The following is a 22307-nucleotide window of genomic DNA, read 5'->3' on the forward strand; positions in this document are numbered from 1 at the left end:
GGTTTGTTGTGCGGTGAGTCACTTGGGCTGCATCGTAGTCATGAAGCATAAGAGCAGCCATGAGGCTGCATGATAGTGATAAGGTTCTAGAAGTGCCTGTAAGAGAGGCTCTTTCTGTTCGAGATGAATGGCAGCGTGTTTAGAGTAGAGCTGCGCTTTATTTCTTATTGTCTTTTTCCCATTTGTTCACGGTGCCGACTGCAAGAGGCGGCTTTTGTTCAAATATCAGAAAGTATTATTTTGCTTATCTGTTTCTGATCATTTGTGGAAGGAACTTGCATGGCCGCTAGAGTACGGCGTCAGCCGTTTCTTCTTAAAATATAAGAAAGTATAAGTTTCCTCAATACTTTGCTTATATTTCAGAGGGAAGAAACTTGCTTCACCGCCAAGGACGGTGATAGCCGTTTCTTCTTGGGCCGTCTACTTGCTTATTTGTGGTATCCGTCCACTTGGGAACCTAACCCAAAATACGGAGGCTATTATATATGTGTGGAATTGTAGGCTATATCGGTAAACGCGAATCTCAGGGTATTTTGATCGAAGGACTTAAGAAGCTTGAATATCGGGGATATGACTCCGCTGGTATTGCTGTTTTTACAGAGAATGGACTTGAAGTACGCAAGACAATTGGTCGCCTTGTTAACCTTGAAGGAAAACTAGAAGGTGAGCCGTTAATCGGATCTGTCGGAATTGGTCATACACGCTGGGCAACACATGGCAAGCCGTCGGATGTGAATTCGCATCCACATACAGATAATTCGCTTAAATTCTCTGTCGTTCATAACGGAATTATTGAGAATTACCTGGATCTTAAAGAAGAGCTGGCGGCTAAAGGCTGTGAATTTGTATCCGAAACGGATACAGAGGTCATCTCTCATCTCATCGCAGAAGAGTATGACGGCAATATCGTTGAAGCGGTGCAGCGTGCGGTCAAACGGATGCGTGGTGCCTATGCACTTGGCGTATTGACAGAGTATGAGCCAGATCGTCTAGTTGCCGTTCGTAATGCGAGTCCGCTTGTAATCGGAATTGGTGATGGAGAGAACTTTATTGGTTCAGATATTCCAGCGATCCTTGAGCATACGCGTAATGTGTACATTTTAGATGACGGTGAAATGGCTATTCTGACGAAGAATGGCGTCGAACTGATGACGATCACTGGCGAAATTATTTCCAAGGAAATATTTCATGTCGATTGGGATCTGGTTACTGCGGAGAAAGCTGGATTCGATCATTTTATGCTGAAGGAGATCTATGAGCAGCCGAAGGCTTATCGCAACACCATGATGGGTCGTGTGTCGGAGGATGGTCGTTCAGTCCATTTGAAAGAAATCGGCATGACACCTGAGCAAATTCGTGGAATCAGTAAAGTGCATATTGTTGCTTGTGGAACGGCTTATCACGCTGGACTTGTTGGTAAATCTGTCATTGAAAGCTTAGCGCGTATCCCAGTAGAAACCGATGTGGCATCGGAATATCGTTATCGCTCACCGATTATTACTCCAGATACACTTGTTATTGTCGTGAGCCAATCCGGCGAAACAGCTGATACACTGGCGGCACTACGTGAAGCTAAGCGCTGCGGTGCACGGGTACTTGCGATTACGAATGTAGTTGGTAGTTCCGTATCGCGTGAAGCTGATGATGTGATGATTACACAAGCAGGACCAGAAATTGCAGTAGCATCGACTAAAGCTTACACTTCACAATTGATTGCCTTCTATCTGCTAGGTCTATATCTTGCAGATACGCTCGGTACCAAAGATCGGGAATGGATTGCAAACGTATTGACTGCGATGCATGAGCTGCCTGAGCAAGTGGAGTCCATCCTTGAGCAATCGATGGTGTTTAAGCAGATCGCTGAATCTATGGCCAAACACGATAATCTGTTCTTCATCGGGCGTGGCGTGGATTTTGCAGTCGCTCAAGAAGGCTCGCTTAAGCTAAAGGAGATTTCTTATATTCACTCCGAGGCCTATGCAGCTGGTGAGCTCAAGCATGGTACATTGGCGCTGATCGAGGAAGGTATTCCTGTGATCTCTGTTATTACGCAGGAAGAATTGTATGAGAAAACACTTAGCAACATTAAAGAAGTGAAGGCTCGTGGCGCCCATGTTCTCGCAATTGTAAATGCAGGACTCGAGGATGAAGTTGCGAAGTCTGTAGATGAGATCTTCGCGATTCCGAAGACTCTGCCCGTGCTTGCACCGGCGTTGTCGGTCGTGCCTCTGCAGCTGATCGCGTATTACGCTTCGCTGGCTCGCGGTAATGATGTGGATAAACCGCGTAATTTGGCGAAGAGTGTGACGGTGGAGTAGGGCGGGAGTATACACTTGTTTTTGTGTCTGGTGACATTAAAGTTAGTGTCTTGACATTATAGTTGGTGTCTTGACAATAAAGTTAGTGTTTTTACAACAGAGTTGGTGTCTAAAGGTTTATTAAACAGCGACTTTTGGTTAAAATGGAAATAGGATCATCTAGAATTGCAGAAAAACAATTTATAGCTAATGGCTTCGCCCTTTGTTTTCAGAGGGCGAAGCCATTAGTCGTTTTAAGGGGAATATCGGGGTACAGAGGACGTTTTATCGGGGTACAAAGAACATTTATGGAGGTGAAAAAGTTGTCTATGAGGGGCGAAAGAAAAAAGGTAATGCAAAGCAACTACATTAAAAAGGGAAGAGGCCAAGGTGCTGGAGAGAATTATCAGCCGTTTATTCAAGCACATGACAATAAGATTGCTTCAGAAGGCTGGTTAACGCGGCATAAAGGATGGAAGACCAGGCATTGGTAATAACACTATTCATTTGTTTCACATCCCTTCTTTTAATTACGCCTCTGTTAGAGGGACATATAATTTTATATCGAAAAAATTCAAACATCATTGAGATTCTAAATTAGATTTTTCAATATCATACTTTTGAACTGAGCTCATGAAAAGATATGCCTTTTTAATTTTACCATACCGGACTCTTTAACTACTTAATTTGTTACAAATTATAGGTATTTTGGCAGGTATGCCAGATCTTTTGTCGAAATATTATAACGTCGGCAAATGCACGAAAAGTGATTCCTAAATTTAGAAAATACATGAGTAGGACTATTCCAGTAGTGTATCAAAATAAACCTAGCTAGTTCTTCAGAATAAGTGAAAATAGAATAGATCGGAGTATAAAGATTTTGTGAAAACGATTCTTCGAAGCAGTTTGAATATAAAATCGATATCCGATAATTAGCAATCTTGCATACTGTAAACCACAATTTTTCATTTCTTTTGCAATAGTATATGGAATGCAGCTTGAGGAGTATTACAGCAAGGTATAGGAGAATGCATATGATGCATATCTGTCATTGTAAAATGAAACAAGGGGAAAATTACGTTTTAAAAGAGAAAACTATCCTTATAACAAGGATTCAAATTATTCTTTGCCTTGGAATTTGGAAAGAAAAATATATATAAGGAACCAAACTATAAGATCGAAGTGTATTAGAATAATTCTATTATTAAAAGGGTGGGTCCAATATATACCTCGAGAATTGAAATGTTTCCGGCTAAAAATGGTGATACATTTCTGGTTAGTTGCTTTGGAGAGTCAAATGTAAACATTCTTATAGATTTGGCTTACCTCCATACGTATAAAAATTATGTAAAACCTGTTCTTTTAAATAAGAAAACAATGGGTGAATCCCTAGATTTAATGGTTGTTACACATATCGATCAAGATCATATTGCCGGTGCAATTTCCTTTTTAGAAGATAACGGGACTTGTGAAGCTCCTAATATAATTGAAGTGAAGGAAATTTGGCACAATAGTTATCGACACTTATCTATTAGCCAGCATGAGTATCAACTGAATAAGACGGAGAAAGAAATCATTGAGAAAAAAGTTGTTTACGTTGAAAGAGATTTTGATAGTAGGACTCCTATAAGTGGAAAACAAGGCTCTAGGCTTGCAGGCCATATATACTTAAATGGTTACAACTGGAACGGATCTTTTAGTGGTAATGCAGTTTCTTATAATAAAACTCCCATATTACTTGATGACGGGGCAGTTAGTATCACAGTACTTTCTCCGACTGATATTGAGCTTAAAGATTTAGAGAGAGTGTGGAGAAAGGAACTGCGTCGAACTTTTCCTAGGATGTCATTGACATCGGATCCATGTTTTGATGATGCTGTAGAATATGTTAATGAATATCTTGAACCCAAAGGGGCCGGTATAGGTAGAACGAATGTATCCGCGACAGGTTCTATAAAGAAATTGTCAATGTCGTCCTTTTTTGAAGACGGTGATGAGATTAATGCTAGTTCCATTACATTTATTTTAGAACATAAAGATAAAAAAATGCTTTTTTTAGGAGATTGTCCACCCTCAATAACAATTCGACAACTTAAAGCTCATTTCTCTACTACAGAGGTACCGCCATACTTTGATTTAATTAAAGTTTCTCATCATGGAAGTCAATTTAATACGAATATGGATCTCCTTAATATGGTCGATTCAAAGAATTACTTAATATCTACTAATGGTTCAGGTCACGGGCATCCTGACATGGAGACCTTATCCAGAATAGTTGCTAGAAAATCTACATTTACAAGAAATTTATTTTTCTCGTATCCAACCCCTTCAGCCATCTCAATGAATAAGGAAGAATTGAAGAAGGAGTTTAATTATGAAGTATTTTACCCAAGTACTGAAGAGAGTGTAATAGTACACCTATAACTAGGGGGAGCATCAGTGAATCAAAATGATTTTAAATCTATTGCTAAAGTACGTTGTGGGAGTGAGAATGGAACAGGCTTTCTAATAAATGAAACTACGTTGATAACAGCCAGACATGTTATTGACGATAATTTAGATCCGAACGAGTTAAAACCTGTGTTTATTATATTCGAAAATAATATTGAAATACAGGCAACGGTTATTTTTCCAAATGAGCCTTACGTTGGGGTGGATTTTTCGATTTTGTCGTTGCCTGAAGGGGGAGGATATTCTCCCACACTACCACTAAGTATACAAGGGCTTGAGTTAAATGAGAATTGGCAAGCCTTTGGATTTCCGGATACTCAGAAAGACCGGGGGCAACCATTTCGAGGAACCATATTACAAGTGTTTGATGAGAGTGAGGAATGCGACTTTGATTTAGATTTGGCTTGTGAAATTCCTGTAATAACGGATCCTAAATTTATAACGCATGGAGCATCGGGATCACCTATAGTAGTTAACCGTGCGATAGTCGGTATTATGAAAGATAAACCAGCTGGTGGAGGAATTATCGGCGCTACTTCGATTAAACGTTGCCTACCGATACTAAGGGCAATGAATATATCCGTTTCTATTCGAGATATAAGTTATAGCGAAATAGAAAGTTCAAGTGCACTTAGTGTAGATGGGATGACCATCTTTGAGAGGCAATATGATTCCGAAAAAGAAATTGTTATGGGATTAATTGAGGACTTTCCACCAGAAACACATCCTATTTTAATGGAGAGTTTAATTCAATCTATAGAAATTATTATGAAAACAGATGCAGAGAAACTTCGGACATTCTTTCAACGCTACAGACATCCCTTTAATGGATTGAGTACTGTTTCAGGCATAGAGCAACTACTGGAGTTAATAACTATCCTGAGATGTGGATATAAAGAGTTAAGTTTTATCCATAATGATATAAATGCAAATTTGAGTCTAGACGAAAATGAAGAGTTATTTGCAAATCTTATCTTCTCAACGAAAAGGCATGCGAAAATGCCTGAACTTGTATTAGACCTTTTTCGAGAAAAGGCAGCAACTGCAACAGGGAAAAAAGAACTTCGTCGTGGCGAGGCCCTATTCCCGTTTCCTTTAATATTGGATAATTGCAGTAAAAAAAAGGAATCTAATATATGCAGGAGATGTCAAAATGAGTTTTCTTTTGAGGATATCTTGATTGATTTCACTAAAGTTAACGAACAAGGATATTTTCAGGGTTTAGAAGAAAACAACTACAAAAGTTTAGATGGAACAAAGGTGCTGTGTGGTGACTGTATTAGAACTTTGTATAATCACGTAACTAACTTAGAAGAATTAAAGTTTCATGTTAGGGAGATGAACAATTTTGATTGAAGAAATTGCAAGATTTTTTGAAGAAAATGAGTATATAAAACTAAATCAGCTTAAGTTCAATTATCTTAATGCAGTATATGTTTCGACTGAGCAGATTTACGGCTTTGTTCATTTTGAAACCGAAGCAGAGTTGAGAGAAAACTGGGAAAAAGCTGCTGATGAATTAGCTGTTAAATTGCAGAGTCGTTTGAATAAAGAACTCCATATGCTTAAATGGGATGTTTATCTTATAGTTATGATCTCACAAAATCAAATTGACACATCATATCGAAAATTAATAGAGAATGATAGACACTATTTTAGAAAAATTGTTATTACAAAAAATGATGCACCATACATAAACAGAATTCCCTTTGTTCTTGATTTAACCAGTGATAAGGACCTACTTATTTTTAATGATAACGAGTTTTATGAAGAGTTCCGAGAATGTCTGAAACAAGCAACATTAAGTAAGTTGCCTCAGGACTTCTTTAACCCTAAGTTAACAGCGGATCAATTGATTAATTATTTTAGTTCAATTAAAAAGGATGATTCAAATTGAAGATAAGATCATTGAAGATATGTGGGTTCCGAGGATTTTCTGATGAAACTATATTCCGTTTCAATGATGCGAAGGTAATCTTACTATATGGCCCAAATGGGCATGGAAAAACATCAGTTTTTGATGCTATTGAATGGGGACTTTCTGGAGAAATTCACAGATTTAATCAAGCCACTGATGAAAGAAATAGAACCCGATTCATTAGGAATATGCATACAAGTCCATTAAAAGAGACGTATGTAGAAATAGATCTTATTGGCCCTAATGGGGACATTGTTAAAGTAAAGAGAACATGTACTGCAAGACCTCAGGATATGACGGATTATGGAAAACATAAATTGGAGCTTCACTTGCCAACGCCTATTAATGGTAGAACCAATTTTAGGGATGCTGATGCGGAGAATCTGTTAAAAAGATTATTAATAAAACCTGCTTGGATTGAAAAAGTTGAAGTATCCCGTGGACTACATCTTACTCATATTTTGGGGCAAGAGAAGTTAAATGAATTTCTTCGAGGAATGAAAGACGGTGATAGATACGATTCTCTTTCGTTGCTGTTCGGAACCGAGCATTTTTTGAGATATAAAGATATATATAATGAACTGATCAAAAAAATAAACGATCGAGTTAATCAAATAGAAGGCCAAATTACTGAAGGTAGTCGAAAAAAGACTGAAATAAAAGAGTCTATTGATGAATTGAATAAAAAATTTTCTGATTCAAACCAGAAGCCTTTGAGCGTTGCCCTTAGCGAATATAAGGACAATTTTTTAGTTCCTGAAAATCTGTTTGAAAAAGAGGATTGGAACGCTTTAATACCATTAATTGAGAAGGAGACCGAGACGCTAAAACAGAGAAGATATGATTTAGAAAATAAGGAACGGCGTATTCATGATCTGGAAGATAGTAAATCAAAGTGGCTGACTGATTTGGAGAAATTAAAGATAGAAGTAAGCAGATTGGAAAAATTAAAAATCCACCGTAATGATTACAATATGCTTAATTTGGTTTTTAACCTGACCAAACGCAACAACCAATATGAGGAGTCTCTTATTTTCATTAAAGATAAGAATATAGAAATCGACACTACTAAACAGGCAATCGAGGGAATTAATGCTTCGGTGCACATCTCTGATAACTTCATTAAAGTAGTTGCAGAGAGCATAGAAAATTTAAGGAACAATAAATATGACTTAATCAAGGATGTCCAAATTGCACATGAGAATTTTATTTGGAAATCTAAAACATCGGAGCTCTTGAAATTTATTAGTGTATCTCAATCTTCTATTGTAGATGTATCGAGTATCCATGCTAGTACGAGTAGCTCACTGAAACTTTTAGAAGAATCTGTTTTAGCATTACATGGTATAGATCAGAAATATAAAAATTTTCTTAGTGGCTTATCTGATTATCTATCCGTAGAAGATGAGATAAATAGTTGCCCTGCTTGTGGAACAGAGGGGATTAACAAGCCACAATTACAACTACGAATTCAATTGGAACAAGCCCAAATTCATCATGAACTGCCTTTATTGGAACAACAAATTAAAGAGATGAAAGATAAATTTGAAAAAGAGAAAACTAAATTAAATGATTTGAATTCGGATATTGAAAAATCTTATTTAGAAATCAAAACAATTCTAAAAAGCGCTGAAGAAGAATGTCAGAATAAGAAAGACCATATGTTGAAAATGGAAAAAGAAATACAGAATTTGAATGCTCAAGTAGAATTGAGGAATAAATCCATTCAAGAATACAATGAGGATTTACTGAGAATTGGTTTGAATGAAATTACAGAAAATAAAATGGGCAAATTACTACAGTTAGAGCAGCAATTCGCAGCAAATTTAATGGTACTAACAGCAGAGGAAAAAGACGATTTACCTCAGGAAATTAAAAAAACAGAAGAAATTATTGCCGAAAATCGAGCTTTTGTTGAATCTTTTATAAGTAAAATGTTGCTTGCGGGTGCGCCTTCGCTGGCTAAACAGTGGAGTATTGAGGAGATAAAGGGTTTTATACAAGATGCTTTGAAAAATGTACAGAGTGAAAAAGAGAAGCTGATTCAACTAGAATCAGTAGTTATTAAGTCGATTACTGCAATAGAAAATGCTAAAGAAGAATTGTTATTAAAGACACGTCAGGAAGAAATGCGTGTGCAACAGAGTCACTTAGAGCAATTAGACCAACTTAAAAAAACAGCAAATGCTGACCAGGAATCTGTCAAAGATTTAATTAACAATGTTAAACCAGCCGTTGATCAATTAAATGAAAAAATGATTTCTGAATTATTCGATACCATTCAGAAAATCTTCTCTCGAATTAATTCTCATCCAGTTTATAACCATATTAATTTTAATAAAGAATACAGGCACAAATCTTACAAATTACTGATTTTAGTCATAAATGGATATCTTGAAAATCAAACACAGGCAAATGCAACGTACATATTCAGTTCAGCACAAATTAACTCGATAGCACTATCTTTTTTTATGGCTATGGGTGTTCACCAACAGTGGTCCAGTCTACAACTTATGGGTATGGATGATCCAATTCAAAGCATGGATGAGATTAATGTTTTATCACTGATTGATTTAATTCGTTTATTTATGGAAAAATATGATAAGCAGTTTATTATCTCAACCCATGATTATAGTTTTTACCAAATGATGTTGAAAAAATTTAGAAATCAAGATATTGCGGTAATTGAGTATGAAGGATATAGCGAAAAAGGTCCGCTTATAAAGCAACAAGTTAGCAAAGATGCAGAAACAGAGAATGTATTGATTATACCTGCTGAAGATCCAATCTCGAGATCCAAGTTATTAGAACTTAATGATGCATCATTATAACAAGTTTTCATCTTAAGAGGAGGTACTAATGGCGGTAAGTTTAGTATCTAATGATTTATTGGAGCGTTTTAAAGGATTATTAGATGAAACTGAGAATGAATTAAATATTATTTCCCCATTCATTGGAACGCAAACCGCTACTCTATTGGCAGATTGGCTAATATTGAATCCCACCATTAGTTGCAACATTATTACCAGGTTTTATAGGGAGGATTTTGTAGAGCGAGTTAGCAGCATTTACGGATTAGAACGCTTGCTTCATGCAAAGGCGAAAATTTATGCTTTAATCGATTTACATTCCAAGCTTTACTCGTTTGATGCCCACTCCGTTATCATAGGTTCAGCCAACTTTACACAAGGTGGCTTTTTATCAAACCACGAGGTCTGTGTCATAATGGAGGATGAGCCAGAAATAACTGAAAAGGCAAATGAATACTTCTACGATTTGCTAGGTCAAATTCAAATGGATGGTAATGGGGTTGTTACCCAAGAATGGATTGATGAAGAAAAGAAATATGTCCCTCATCTAGCCGCTAATCAAAGGAATAGAAAGGTCACCTACTCTAATATTTCAAAAAAGGGTGTCGTTCTAAAGAAAATGGTACATCCTGATTTGTTTGAATCGATTCTAGAGAATTCAAATGATTATGATGAGGTTACTGGTTACTGGTTAAAGTTTGAAGGTACTGGTGAAGACCGTATTCCTAATGATTATAATTATAAGCAAATGAAGGGTGAACGTAGACGTACTTTAGATCTCACGTATTTCCCCCGAAAACCAGGCAGCATTCAAAGTGAGGATACGCTTTTCTTAACTATTGTGAGTTATGATGAACACGATAAGCCGACCCCTATGATTGTTGGATATGCTAAGACAAGTGGGTTTAAGAAAGAGAATGTAGTAGATGATAGTGACATTGAAGAGTATCCCTGGGTATATCGATTTCCATTCTTTGTGGAGTTTACAAGTGGTAAGGTAATTAATGCCCCGATCAAGTACGGTATTCGATTAATTGATGTTTATAATCATTCAGGTAAGGTAACATTCCCCTCACTAAGAAAACGTAGTAATGTCAGTCAAAGGACTTTGCAAAGTATGCATTTTAGGCGATCTCATATTAGAATTACTCAAGAGGCGTATGACTACTTAATGAATGAATTAAATGCACGTTTTCGTACTTATGGAGAAATTATTTTGTAAGTCTTTTGTAGTGTAAGTGAATAGATCTGATAAGAGGTAAATACGTTTTAGATACCAACTTTAATGTGAATACCAGACACAAACTCTTTAATGTCACTGAAGACCTAATCTTAATTGCATTATAGGTGGAAGAGGAGCGGGTAAATCTTTTATATTAGAATCACCATAATATTGAATATATAATGAGGTGCGTATGTTTATAAAAGAATTATCAATAAAATCATACAAGAATATTAATAATTTGAAACTGAACTTTAATAAACCTGTAATTAATTATTTTGACGAGATGAACCTATCTGTTCTTGTAGGTGAAAATGGAACCGGGAAAAGTTCAATACTTCAATTTATGACTCAGGTATTTTGCCCAAGGGCGAGATATCAATACAGGCAAACAGTAGAAAACTCGAAATTCTCCATAGAGTACGAATTAATGGGAGAGCTGATCGAATTTAATAGTAATACGGATTATCCCTTGGAGCATCCTAAAAAATTAATTGTTTCTTCATATGCAGTTTTTGATCAATTTGCAAGTCGATATCCTTCAGCAAGTTCTGGTAACATATATTTTGATGCTCCTCCAGAAACTACTTATATATATTCAGGACCGGCAATTGCTAGAACTTCAACACTTGAGCCGCTTATTTATGCAATTTTACAAGCAATCTATTTGCCTGAAGTGATGGTTAAAAATAAAGGTTCCTACAAGAGATTATTAGATAGAATTGGATTTAAAAAGGTTGCATTCATTGAAATTGCGCAAGAAAATAAAGTTGTTAGATCAGAGTACAATAGGATGTATGGTTTGGCTAAGGAAGATTCAGTACCAGAACTCGATCTGTTAATTGATAGCTTAAAGACAATGAAAATTGATGCTAGAACTTTAAACAAAGACATGAAACTAGACTCATTAAAGGCCAGCTTAAATTATATAGTCACGCCTGAGATGTTAAAATTTCATCTTGAAGATCTCCTTCGGAAAATTATATATCAAGTGATGCATATAGGAATTAAAAATATTTGGTTAGAAAGCAATGATGGAAAATATGTACGGTTAACAGATCTAAGTTCAGGAGAACTAACGATGTTATATAGGTTTTTACCATTAATCACTAATATTGATGACAATTCCGTTGTATTTATTGATGAGCCTGAAACGCATTTACATCCAGTCTGGATTCAAAAGTTTGTTGAATACTTAACGGAACTCTTTAGTGAATATAAAACTCATTTTATATTAGCAACACACTCTCCATTAATTGTATCGGATGTTCCAATGGAATGTATTGTGGGTTTGAAGAAAAATAAAAATCATATTTTTCAATATGAACCTAAAGATCGAACCTTAGGTGGATCGTCTAATGATATTTTGCGGGATGTCTTTGGTTTAGAAAAAAATTCTGGAGAGTTCTCTTTAAATCAAATATTAGTGATTAAAAAATTGCTTGAAAGTAATGATTTTGAAAAAATAGAATCAGCGCGTATTATGTTTGATGATTTAAGTACAACAGCAAAAAAGTTTGAAATTTATAAAAAATTCAGGGACATTTTAGGGGATTAGAATGAATCAAGCAATGCTCTCGAAGGAGTTTAAAACATATGAATTTACCCATTCTTTTATAATTGATGTTCTTACGTGGGCTAAAGACAATCCGGGTACTACTATATATACAGATATTAATAAGTCCACTATGACAATTAATTTAAAAAAAATGATAAATACTAATAGATTTAGAGGTAAACTACAGGCTTATGTGCTCTCATTATGCAATTGCAATGAAATTGAACTAGTTTACGAATATTATTTATCATTTACGCATAACTATTTTAAAATTCTTTCAGGACAAATTAAAGTAAGCATTAATTTGACTAAGAAAACAATAAGTGAGATAAAACCTTTTTTTGATTATGTTTATAACAATCTTTTGGACTGTAAATCATTATGGGATGTCTATAATTCTAATGCAAAGTTTGTAAAAAGAAATGAACTTAGAAAATTATTAAGTAAAAGTTACAAGGTTTGTCCTTATTGTGATCTAGTTGATATGAATGATCCAACTTCAAGCAACATGGATCATTTTCTTCCATTGTCTGAGTTCCCTTTCTTAAGCGTTTTTTGGGGGAACATTGTCTGTGCTTGTTCCATATGTAATGGACATCAGATTAAAAACAATAATTGGGCAATTCCAATTCTACATCCATATATTAACGGTATACATAATAATACTAGATTTATTTTTAACAAAACAGATAAAAGTATACAAATAGAGCCAATACATTTGTATGATAACTCACCTGAAGTAAACTTTATAAAAGTACTTAAACAAAATATTAGGTATAATAATTTATGGGATTATGTGCAAAACGAAGAGAACGAAATTGTCGAGGAAGTATGTGAACTTTACAATGCATATAAGGGAGATAATTGGAAGCCAATACATGTAATTCGTTCAGTTGAATTTAGAAGAAGAGAACATTTATCTAACATTGGAAAGATAACTCATTCGAGATTAAGAATGGGTTATTGTGATTATTTTGTATTAAAAGAAGCGGAATTATCGATGAAATTTTTAGAAAGTGAAAATAAAAAGAGACAAATGAGGATTAAAGAACGGCAGCAATTGATCTTTGAAGAGTGTTGACAATAGCTTATTCAGGTTTTGGAGAAATGCTATTTAGTGAATTTAACAAGCATTCATGCATTCCCTAGGATGTTCAAGAGGCGTAAGAATGAATGAACTATAAATAAACGAATTCATACTCTAAGGTAAATTATTTTGTAGTTCTTTTAGTAAGTTCAAGTATATAGGTCTGGAGAATAGCAGGAAAGTTTCAAACACAAACTTAAATGTAACATTCAGTCACAAACTTTAATGGCATTGCATGTTTCATACCCTTTTTCTAGACACCAACTATATTGTAAATTTAGATAAGGGATAAAAACTCAGAATTTATTGATTTTACTTAGTTTTTTAGACACCAACTATAATGTCACTGAACATTTGTCCCGTGATAAAAAAGTGTGGAACCAGTAAAAAAAGTATGGAACCGCTGAAGTCAGTCCCGATGAGCATCACGTCATCGGGACTTTATTATTATCTGGGGGTTATGAATGAATACAATTGGACAGCGTTTAAAAAGAATTAGAAAGATCAATGAACTTAACCAGGTTGAGTTTTCTAAAATAATAGATGTGTCACAGGGAACTTTAAGTGAAATTGAACAGGATAAATACTATTCCTCAACTGAAACTATCATGGCTTTACACACTAATTTCAGTGCTGATATTCATTGGATCTTGTTCGGAAGAGATACCTCTCGAGAAGAAAAAAACATGTATGATGACTTGAAGAATGATGAAGTAAACCTATTGAATACATATAGAATTCTGGAAAAACAAGATCAGGAAGAAATTATTGATTATATAGATTTTAAATTGAAGCGTCGTTGAGTTTAGATAACTGATTTATTACAATAAAGACTTGTTCTTAGCAATAATGCATGACTAATATGTGGAACCCTTTATGATTAACTATCGTGTCCCGTTAGCCACACATGCAGCGCAAGCGCTGCACCAAAGATGATGGAAGTAAATGCGTTCTTCCATGGGAGTTTAGAAACCAAGTAGCTTCCTGTTCATGGCAACCATGGCCCTCATCATGAACGATGAATCGTTTAAACGACAGTACGAAGTGGATGTAAAGACGAAAAGTATGAAGCCGATGCGCTCCGTGATGAAGCTTTGCGACAAGCTTGCTCGCCTTCTCGTTGCCATGGCACAAAGCGGCAAAGCTTACGAACCAGATCGTGCTCTTTCTGTGAAACAAGCTGCCTTACCGCTTCTCAATTGGCACGAAAACTGGCTTATTCGCAGGATCTCAAGATTGCACGGAGTACCGGATTGCATTGAGCAAAAGGGCCCAGACCCGTAGCGTTAGGAAGACCGGCCTCCACCGACCGGATAGGCGTAACGAAGGAATGAGAGGGCATCGACCCGTCGAGAAATGGGAGTGAAAGCCTCCGGAGGTAAGTGGAGCAGCGTGCAGCAGAGCAGTAAAAAAGGAGCGAAACTTCGCCCCTTCTGTTCCCGCATGCGCTTTGGTTGCCGAATTTGACGGTACAATGCCTTTTCTGTCCAGATAGCAATTTATCCTAAGGTGAGATCCTGCGAATAAGCGAGTATTCGTGAGTAAATTGCATTGTACCGAGGGAGCTTATTCAAGATATCCCTATAGATATTTTTGATAGAAACAATAGTTTCACATCGTTTAAGTTGCTATAATGATCACTCACCATATTGATAGACGCTGTTCATGATCACGTCCATCACTAAACCTTGAAATAACGTCTTTGTAAATTCGTTTTGATTAGCTGCTCCCATCGTATAAAAAACAGGAATGAAATGTTCTTTTGCTTGTGGAGGAACGGCGATCTTTGCATTAGGCGCAAGTTCTTCGTAACGAAAGAGTGAATCCAGATCCCATTGTTTCATGTGATTTTCCAACCATTTCTCGAAACCTAAAACCAACGATTTGACTGCCGACTTATCCTTAGCTCTTAATAGACCGAAATTGTGTACGGTTACTCCGCTGCCGATGATCAGCACGTCTTGTTCCCGTAATGGGGCAAGCGCCTTTCCAATCGCATATTGCTCCGCAGGAGTCAGACTCGGATTTACCGACATCGCGATCAAAGGAATGTCTGCATCAGGATACATCCTCTTGAGAATCGTCCACGAGCCATGATCCAAACCTCGTTCACGTTCAGCGCGATTCGCTATGCCAGCTGCGTTCAATAGTTCCTGTACCTGAAGGGATACCTCTTTGCTTCCTTTTGCCGGATATTTTACCTGGTAGAGCTCATTCGGAAATCCCCCAAAGTCATACATCATGGAATACTCATCAATTTCGCTAATCATCTGCACATCACTTTCCCAATGTGCGGAAAACAAAATAATTGCTTGGGGACGGGGGAATGTTCGTCCGAGTTCTTCTAAATAACGTGAATACGTTGTATCTTCTACGGCGAGCATTGGAGTACCATGTGTAATAAAGAGTGATGGAATCATTATCTTCAAACCTCCACGCTGATTTTTTAGCTTTCAGTTGATTATCAAGTACAATCACAATATTATAGTAGTAGGCTTATATTTAGAAGTAGTCATAATTTTGTGACGTAGTTATAAAAACAGGACTATTGGAAAAGTGAGGTATTATTATGACACATCGTTTGTCAGATGAATTAATTTGTCCAGTATATCGACTTCAAAACATCATTGGAGGGAAATGGAAAATTATTATTTTGTATGAATTAAGCACTCAAACAAGAAGGTTTAATGAACTTCAACGTTCTATCCCCGGTATTTCAAAAGGAATATTGACACAACAACTGAGAGAGCTAGAAGCAGATCATATGATTCACAGAGAGGTATATAAAGAAGTCCCGCCGAAAGTGGAGTACTCGTTAACAACTTTAGCACAAAGTTTTATCCCTATAATACAGAGTATGGATGAATGGGGTAGGAAATATTTGGAAAGTTAGTTATGCAGTTAAAAAAGATGACTCCTGTGCCATACGAGGCCACTGAAAAACTTGCGTTTTTAATTAGTTGAAGGCATGCTTCAAATCAAAAAGGCGATATTCCGCTCAATTTCGAACGGAATATCGCCTTTCTCTTTATTCTTTTATTTTGATTCTTTCATAAGTGTAATGATTCGCTTGAGATTAACAGAAAATATCACCATGGCACCTTGCATGTGCATACCAATTAAACCCGAGGAAGATGCCACATCGTACCCGTGTCTGTGTTTGAGTTCACTATTTTTTGCCTCAATTTTATAGCGCTCTTTCGATTTCTTTTTGAAATCATCGCTGTTTTGAAATACTTCTTGTTCCTTATGTTCTGTGGATTTGATGGTTACAGAATAGGTTTTACTTTTCGCTCCTTCTTTATAACACCCATTCCTCATCGGGCATATTTTGCATTTTTCAATATCAAACATGTAGGTATCCTTTTGGTTTTCATTCATACCTTTCTTCCCTGTGCGCGCTTTGCGAATCGCCATATGTCCTGCTTTACAAACGTACATTGCAGCATCCTTATTGAACTCAAATTCATCCTCTTTTTTACGAATACCTTGCGTAATATTGGGATTTAACTTGGCTACCAATTGTAACTCATTTTGATTTGCGTACTGAATATTATCTTTTTCCGAATATGCAGTATCACCAATCACTGTATCGATTTCCATTCCTGTTTCACGGCTTTTTTCGATCAATGATTGGAGCTGTTTCCCATCACTTTTTTCACCAGTTGTAATTACCGCAGCTGTAATTATCCGTTCTTCATTCATCGCAATATGTGTTTTATAGCCAAAGAAAGAGGAGTCGGCTGTTTTGTGACCCACTCGGGCATCAGGATCATTCGAGGATTTAAGGTGCTCACGGTGATCTTCTACAATCTCTTTTAAATAGTTCAGCTTTTCTTTTACCTTTGGGTATTCGCGTATCGATTCTTCTTTTTCGACGATATGAATGACTTTTCGGCAGTAGTCCAGTTCATCTGTCAATTCGTTTGTCGTTGTTTTTGCTGGGAATTTTTCTTTCATTTTTTCATCGATTTGATAAACTGCCTTTCGTAGCAGTTTAGATTTCTCCATCAAGATCTCTTGAGGTGATTTCTGATTGAATCTTGCTTTCGTGTGTGTGGCGTCCACAATAATGGCGCTGCTTTTTATAATTTCTTTTTCTAATGCGATTTCCACTGTTTTTTGAATAAGAAGATCAAGCAGGTTGATATCCTTCAAACGAAGTTTGCGAAACTTTGTTAATGAACTCGGATTGATGACCCCATCTTCTGGCGCCATATCCAAGAAATATTTAAAGGACATGTCATATTTGGATCGTTCTACGATATCCACATCTGATAAATCAAAAATCGATTTTAGTAATAAATATTTGAACATACGAATGGGAGGTACTGCATTTCGCCCGTTATCGAGGCAATATTTATTCTGTAATTCTTCTTGGACAAAAGAAAAATCAACGAGGTTACTCATTTGGCGCAGCATATTATCTTTAGGCACTACGATATCGTAAATGGCCATAAATGGACTAAGGTTAAGGGATTGTTGGTTTGAAATCATCCGAGACACCACCTGAAATTAATAACTTTATTATACAGGAAAACAGGATACCTTTCCTCGAAATGGAGGTAAGGTATCCTGTTTATAAAATTAGGACTTTTTCAGTGGCCTCGTGCCATACCATACAGGAGTCATCTTTTTGGCTCTATTCGTTATCTCCAAAATGTCACTTCATCGACCGGGAATCGATACGATCCGCGACCCTCAGCTGCAGCTTTACCAACTGAAATAATCATAACCGGGACATACCGCTCTTTTTTCAAACCAAATGTTTCTGCAATATTTTCCTTGTCATAGCCACCCATTGGGTTCGTGTCGTAACCATGTGAACGCGCAACGAGCATAAACTGCATGGCGACAAGCCCAGCATCGGTAAGCACCCAATCTCGCAATTCACGTTCTGACATATTTGCAACACGCTGCATAAGCATGGGTTGAAATTGATTTTTGATTTCCTCAGGCATAAAACCTAGTTCGACGGTTTTCGAGAACATTTTCTCGAATTTTTCACTTGCTTGTAAATCGCCGAATATCGCAATAACCGCTGATGAAGTTGTCACTTGGGATTGGTTATGCGGCGCCAACTTCGCCAGCTTTTCTTTACCCTCAGGTGTATCAATTACAACAAAACGGTAAGTTTGTGTATTGGATGTTGAGGGTGCACGCATCGCCTTTGCCAAAATTTCAGTCATTTCTTCTTTACTTATTTTTACTGAAGTATCATATTGTTTTACTGAGCGACGGTTCAATAGAACCTCATTAAAATCATTGGTTACTGTCATTGTCTTTTTCCCTCCTGGTTCGTTTGTTGGTACAAAGCCATGCACTTATCTTCCAAACTTTCAATATCAAGTTCGATCTCAATATTATATTAATAGACGTATTTATAAAAGTAGTCATTAAATAATGACCTAGTCACAAAAACAAGACCATTGTGTATAGTATGGATTAATTTCTATGATGAAATGATAATGATCTGTAATCCTCACCTGATCTATCCATACTCTTCAAGCAGCCTGCTGAAGACTTTCAGCAGGCTGTTTATATCCCTACTTTCTCCACAAAACAAAAATCAACCCTGACTATCCTGCCCGTTCGTATTATAAGGTCACCAGATCTTTCTGGTAGACCTTATTTTTGTGTGGTCATAAGATTACGGTAGCCGGGGATCGAACGTTTCTGCCCGTGGGACTTGGATCCCGAGAGCTATTCCGTTCATCCCCCCTACTTGTTAAACCATGATTAGGCTGGTTGGGACAGAGATCCCGGATAACAAGCGATACTGTGGACGACAAGAAGGCTAGGGGTTGCCGGCGAATATCAGATCAGGAGTGGTTGAATGAACCCTGTTATTGGATTGGATGTATCTAAAGGAGAAAGTCATGCACAAGCTTTTTCAGATCGGGGAACGCCCTACGGAAAGACCTTCCGGTTTAAGCACGATCTTGACGGATTAGCGTCCTTCCTCCGTTATCTTCAAGACTTGGAGTCCTTTACTAGGCAGCGTCCGGCCGTTGTATTAGAAGCAACGGGCCATTATCACAGCCCAGTCATTCAGTTCCTGGATGAGCATCCGTATCTGTACATTATTATCAATCCGTTCCTTTCACACCAAGCAAAAAAGAGCCAATTACGCAAGGTGAAAACGGATGTTGCTGATGCGTATCAACTGGGGGAAATGTTCTACAAAGAAGAGCTGGAGCCTTACAAAAAGCGGGGTCAGTATCTGATGAATCTCCGTTACCTGACTCGGCAATATGAGTCTCTGACGGGTATGTATGTCCAAGCAAAGCTGCAGTTTCAGGCGGTGTTAGATCAGGTCTTTCCGGAATATCATGGCGTGTTTGGCGACCTTTATTCGAAGGTGTCACTCCGTTTCCTGGCTCTATACCCAACGTCTCAATCGGTGCTGGCCATGTCTGAGAACGACGTAACGGTTCGGATACAGCACCTTGTGGGACATGTCAACTCTAACCGGTGGTCGCTGGAACGGGCACAGAAGCTAATAGCTGCAGCAGAGCGAAATCCCTTTAGGGAGACTGCTTTTCCGAGTCATTTAATTGCCTTAGAATTGCTCATTAACTTACTTCTTCAATACCAAGAGCATCTAGCGAAACTTGATCAATCCATAGAGGCTCTGGCTGAAGAATTACAAGAGTATGATTTAGTCCAATCGATACCCGGCATTGGCACCAAAATTGCTGCAACAATTTTAGCTGAAATCGGGGAAATTGATCGGTTCGATCACGCAAAGAAACTGGTTGCGTTTGCCGGTATTGATCCAAGTGTGTTTGCTTCCGGCAAGTTTACAGCAACACGAAATAAAATCACCAAACGCGGTTCTAGGAGGCTTCGGACAGCCTTATATCAAGCTGTAAGGTGTGGTCTGAAAGGCTCACGTAACAAAAGAATAAGAGCTTATTACGATAAAAAGCGTGCAGAGGGAAAACTGTTTAAAGTAGCTATAATCGCGTGTGCAAATAAACTGCTCCACTGGATTTTTGCGATTTTGACCAAGAAAGAAGCATTCATCCTAGACTGAATATGCAGCGCTTAGATATGGAGGAAAACCTTCCCAATATCTGTGGGACGGTTATTTGTCATATCCTTTTTCCAGTATAGCATCCTTCGTTTTGTTCATTAATAAATAAATATTGACAAGCTATTAGCTGGAATAGCTCAATGAAGTGCAACTAAAATTTTTCATAAATCTGAGCATAAGCCTTTTTCATTTCTTCTCGTAATCCTTTGTTCTCGTTCTCCAGTGCTTTGATTTTGCGTTTTAACGTTTCGATGAGTACATCCTTATTCGCATCATTCATCTCACGCTTTACTTGCTTTGGAGTAGGTCATTTAAGTCGTTTAAATGGTGAATTTAGTGAACGGGAAACCAATGCAGAAAGAAAAGAAGCAATGGAAAAAAGACAAGCTCTTATTAATTCAAGCGCATGGATTAACGCTATGCACCTTTATTCGGCACGGGACAACATAGTTAAACACCCGCAATTGAAACAACAATTACCTCAGAGAACTTGCTTAAGCATTCATCCTCACAAAGTAGTATTAAAATCGAAACTTCGATTAAAAACCGAGCGACTATGTTACGAAGGAAAAGTGAGAAACAAAGGGGTCGTTAGAGCGGGAACTTAAGCAAGTCAAGAATTACTTCCATCTCTTTGGACAGGGCTGACATGATTCGACATATAGGATAATTTCACAACGATCGCATCAGTTGATTGGAAATCTTGGCATACTGATGTATGAGACCCACTTAAGAAGACATGTCAACCGCTTGACACAACTTGTTGCTAAACATATACTTTAGCTACATTAATAATTAGTCTTCTATAAAAGTCAGTCACTCGTAGAAAGTTGACTCATACATTATCTCTAAGAACAGAGAAAATACCAATATATAAGAATAGAAAAAGAGTGCACCCCTGACAATAAAACAGGTAGGCTCATTTTGGAGGAAGGTCCAATGGCGACGATTAAAGATATCGCGGAGAAAGTAGGTGTGACTGTAACTTCTGTATCCCGAGTGCTGAACAATAGGGGATATATCAGTGAGATGCTTAAGAAGAAAGTACATGAAGCGATGGAAGAACTGAACTACCAACCCAATGAAGTTGCCCGGTCCTTGATTCGAAAAAAATCAAATATTATTGGTCTTATCATTCCGGACGTCTCCCACCCGTTCTTTGGTGAAGTGACATACTATATTGAATATTACGCAGACAAAAACGGATACAAATTATTGCTTTGTAATTCGAAGTTAAACAAGCTGAAAGAAAAAGAGTATATCAATATGCTAAAGGGAAGTCAGGTAGATGGCATTATTATGGGCAGCCATACGATGGATACCAAAGATTACACGTCCATCAAGTTACCGATGGTGACCTTAGATCGTCAGATTACGGATACAATTCCCTATATTTCATCAGACAATTATAAAGGGGGAGAGCTGGCTACAAATTTGTTGATAAAAAAGGGTTGCAAGAAAATCGCGCATATAAGCGGCAATCTCCATCTTAATCTATTGGCAAAACTGAGGCACGATGCTTTTAAGAAAGTAATCTTAAACAAGGGAATTGAGCACATAGTTTTGCAAACAGATTTAAACGGGTTCAATTACGATGAATATGAACAGCTCGTGTCCGCAATGTTTCAGGAGCATCCGGATATTGATGGCGTATTCGCGAGCAGTGACATCATCGCCGCTCAGGTTCTTAAAGAATGTTATCGAATCGGTAAGTCCGTTCCGCAGGATGTCAAGATTGTTGGGTACGACGGGATTCAGCTAGGACAATTGATCACCCCCGGTATTACTACGATTAAACAACCAACCAAGGATATCGGGAAAATGGCTGTAAGTCTCATCATTGAGCAGATTGAAGGAGAAGATGTACCGAAAGAAAATATCTTGCCGGTGAAATTGATCGAGAGACAATCAACTTAAAGTTTATT

The 22307-nt window shown here is 37.3% G+C and carries 18 protein-coding genes and 1 pseudogene; 15 read left to right on the forward strand and 4 right to left on the reverse strand.

What is annotated here, in order from left to right; translation table 11 throughout:
• Positions 1-485 precede the first annotated feature (485 nt).
• The 11 genes from glmS (at position 486) to EKN16_RS26895 (ending at position 14627) form a co-directional block, all read left to right on the forward strand.
• Positions 486-2318, forward strand: coding sequence for a glutamine--fructose-6-phosphate transaminase (isomerizing) (gene glmS, locus EKN16_RS26845; RefSeq protein ID WP_125663988.1), 1833 nt, complete (start codon positions 486-488; stop codon positions 2316-2318).
• A gap of 134 nt (positions 2319-2452) precedes the next feature.
• Positions 2453-2791: a hypothetical protein gene (locus tag EKN16_RS33275; protein WP_232016040.1), complete on the forward strand. Its 339-nt coding sequence runs from the start codon at positions 2453-2455 to the stop codon at positions 2789-2791.
• Between the two features lie 748 nt (positions 2792-3539).
• Complete coding sequence (locus EKN16_RS26855) at positions 3540-4721, forward strand: ComEC/Rec2 family competence protein (protein ID WP_125663990.1); 1182 nt, start codon at positions 3540-3542, stop codon at positions 4719-4721.
• Positions 4722-4736: 15 nt separating this feature from the next.
• Positions 4737-6104, forward strand: coding sequence for an ABC-three component system protein (locus EKN16_RS26860; protein ID WP_125663992.1), 1368 nt, complete (start codon positions 4737-4739; stop codon positions 6102-6104).
• The gene (locus EKN16_RS26865) at positions 6097-6645 is read left to right on the forward strand and encodes an ABC-three component system middle component 1 (RefSeq protein ID WP_125663994.1); all 549 of its coding nucleotides are present in this window, start codon (positions 6097-6099) and stop codon (positions 6643-6645) included. Before EKN16_RS26860 ends, EKN16_RS26865 begins: the two co-directional genes overlap by 8 nt.
• Positions 6642-9497 carry an AAA family ATPase gene (locus EKN16_RS26870; protein WP_125663995.1) on the forward strand — a complete coding sequence of 952 codons (2856 nt, stop codon included), beginning with the start codon at positions 6642-6644 and terminating at the stop codon, positions 9495-9497. The genes EKN16_RS26865 and EKN16_RS26870 overlap by 4 nt, the downstream gene beginning before the upstream one ends.
• 28 nt (positions 9498-9525) lie before the next feature.
• Entirely contained in the window at positions 9526-10698 is a 1173-nt protein-coding gene (locus EKN16_RS26875; RefSeq protein ID WP_125663997.1) for a phospholipase D family protein, read from the forward strand.
• A gap of 193 nt (positions 10699-10891) precedes the next feature.
• The gene (locus EKN16_RS26880; protein WP_125663999.1) at positions 10892-12256 is read left to right on the forward strand and encodes an AAA family ATPase; all 1365 of its coding nucleotides are present in this window, start codon (positions 10892-10894) and stop codon (positions 12254-12256) included.
• A 1-nt stretch (position 12257) separates the two neighbouring features.
• Positions 12258-13337 carry a hypothetical protein gene (locus EKN16_RS26885; protein WP_125664001.1) on the forward strand — a complete coding sequence of 360 codons (1080 nt, stop codon included), beginning with the start codon at positions 12258-12260 and terminating at the stop codon, positions 13335-13337.
• 470 nt (positions 13338-13807) lie between these two features.
• Positions 13808-14146 (forward strand): helix-turn-helix domain-containing protein, encoded by a 339-nt coding sequence (locus EKN16_RS26890; protein WP_125664003.1) that lies wholly within the window; start codon positions 13808-13810, stop codon positions 14144-14146.
• Positions 14147-14333: 187 nt separating this feature from the next.
• Positions 14334-14627: a hypothetical protein gene (locus EKN16_RS26895; protein ID WP_125664005.1), complete on the forward strand. Its 294-nt coding sequence runs from the start codon at positions 14334-14336 to the stop codon at positions 14625-14627.
• Positions 14628-14980: 353 nt separating this feature from the next.
• On the opposite strand, the gene EKN16_RS26900 is transcribed toward EKN16_RS26895, so the two are convergent.
• Complete coding sequence (locus EKN16_RS26900; protein WP_125664007.1) at positions 14981-15763, reverse strand: DODA-type extradiol aromatic ring-opening family dioxygenase; 783 nt, start codon at positions 15761-15763, stop codon at positions 14981-14983.
• A 149-nt stretch (positions 15764-15912) separates the two neighbouring features.
• Here EKN16_RS26900 and EKN16_RS26905 point away from each other — a divergent pair, with 149 nt between their 5' ends.
• A complete protein-coding gene (locus EKN16_RS26905; protein WP_125664009.1) occupies positions 15913-16236 on the forward strand; it encodes a winged helix-turn-helix transcriptional regulator in 324 nt (107 codons plus the stop codon).
• Positions 16237-16379: 143 nt separating this feature from the next.
• Here the strand turns inward: EKN16_RS26905 and EKN16_RS26910 are convergent, their stop codons facing one another.
• A complete protein-coding gene (locus EKN16_RS26910) occupies positions 16380-17840 on the reverse strand; it encodes an IS1182 family transposase (protein ID WP_125664011.1) in 1461 nt (486 codons plus the stop codon).
• A gap of 152 nt (positions 17841-17992) precedes the next feature.
• Positions 17993-18622: a nitroreductase family protein gene (locus EKN16_RS26915; RefSeq protein ID WP_125664013.1), complete on the reverse strand. Its 630-nt coding sequence runs from the start codon at positions 18620-18622 to the stop codon at positions 17993-17995.
• Between the two features lie 557 nt (positions 18623-19179).
• Between EKN16_RS26915 and EKN16_RS26920 the strand changes: the two genes are divergently transcribed.
• Complete coding sequence (locus EKN16_RS26920) at positions 19180-20382, forward strand: IS110 family RNA-guided transposase (RefSeq protein WP_125664015.1); 1203 nt, start codon at positions 19180-19182, stop codon at positions 20380-20382.
• Between the two features lie 151 nt (positions 20383-20533).
• Here EKN16_RS26920 and EKN16_RS33575 read toward each other — a convergent pair.
• A pseudogene (locus tag EKN16_RS33575) lies at positions 20534-20689 on the reverse strand (DUF6262 family protein); the annotation flags it as partial.
• A gap of 17 nt (positions 20690-20706) precedes the next feature.
• Here EKN16_RS33575 and EKN16_RS33580 point away from each other — a divergent pair.
• Both EKN16_RS33580 and EKN16_RS26930 read left to right on the forward strand, forming a co-directional pair.
• Positions 20707-20832: a hypothetical protein gene (locus EKN16_RS33580; RefSeq protein ID WP_269462715.1), complete on the forward strand. Its 126-nt coding sequence runs from the start codon at positions 20707-20709 to the stop codon at positions 20830-20832.
• A gap of 489 nt (positions 20833-21321) precedes the next feature.
• Entirely contained in the window at positions 21322-22299 is a 978-nt protein-coding gene (locus EKN16_RS26930) for a LacI family DNA-binding transcriptional regulator (RefSeq protein ID WP_125664017.1), read from the forward strand.
• The last annotated feature ends 8 nt before the right edge of the window (positions 22300-22307 follow it).

Source organism: Paenibacillus baekrokdamisoli (assembly GCF_003945345.1).
GTDB lineage: Bacteria > Bacillota > Bacilli > Paenibacillales > Paenibacillaceae > Paenibacillus_Z > Paenibacillus_Z baekrokdamisoli.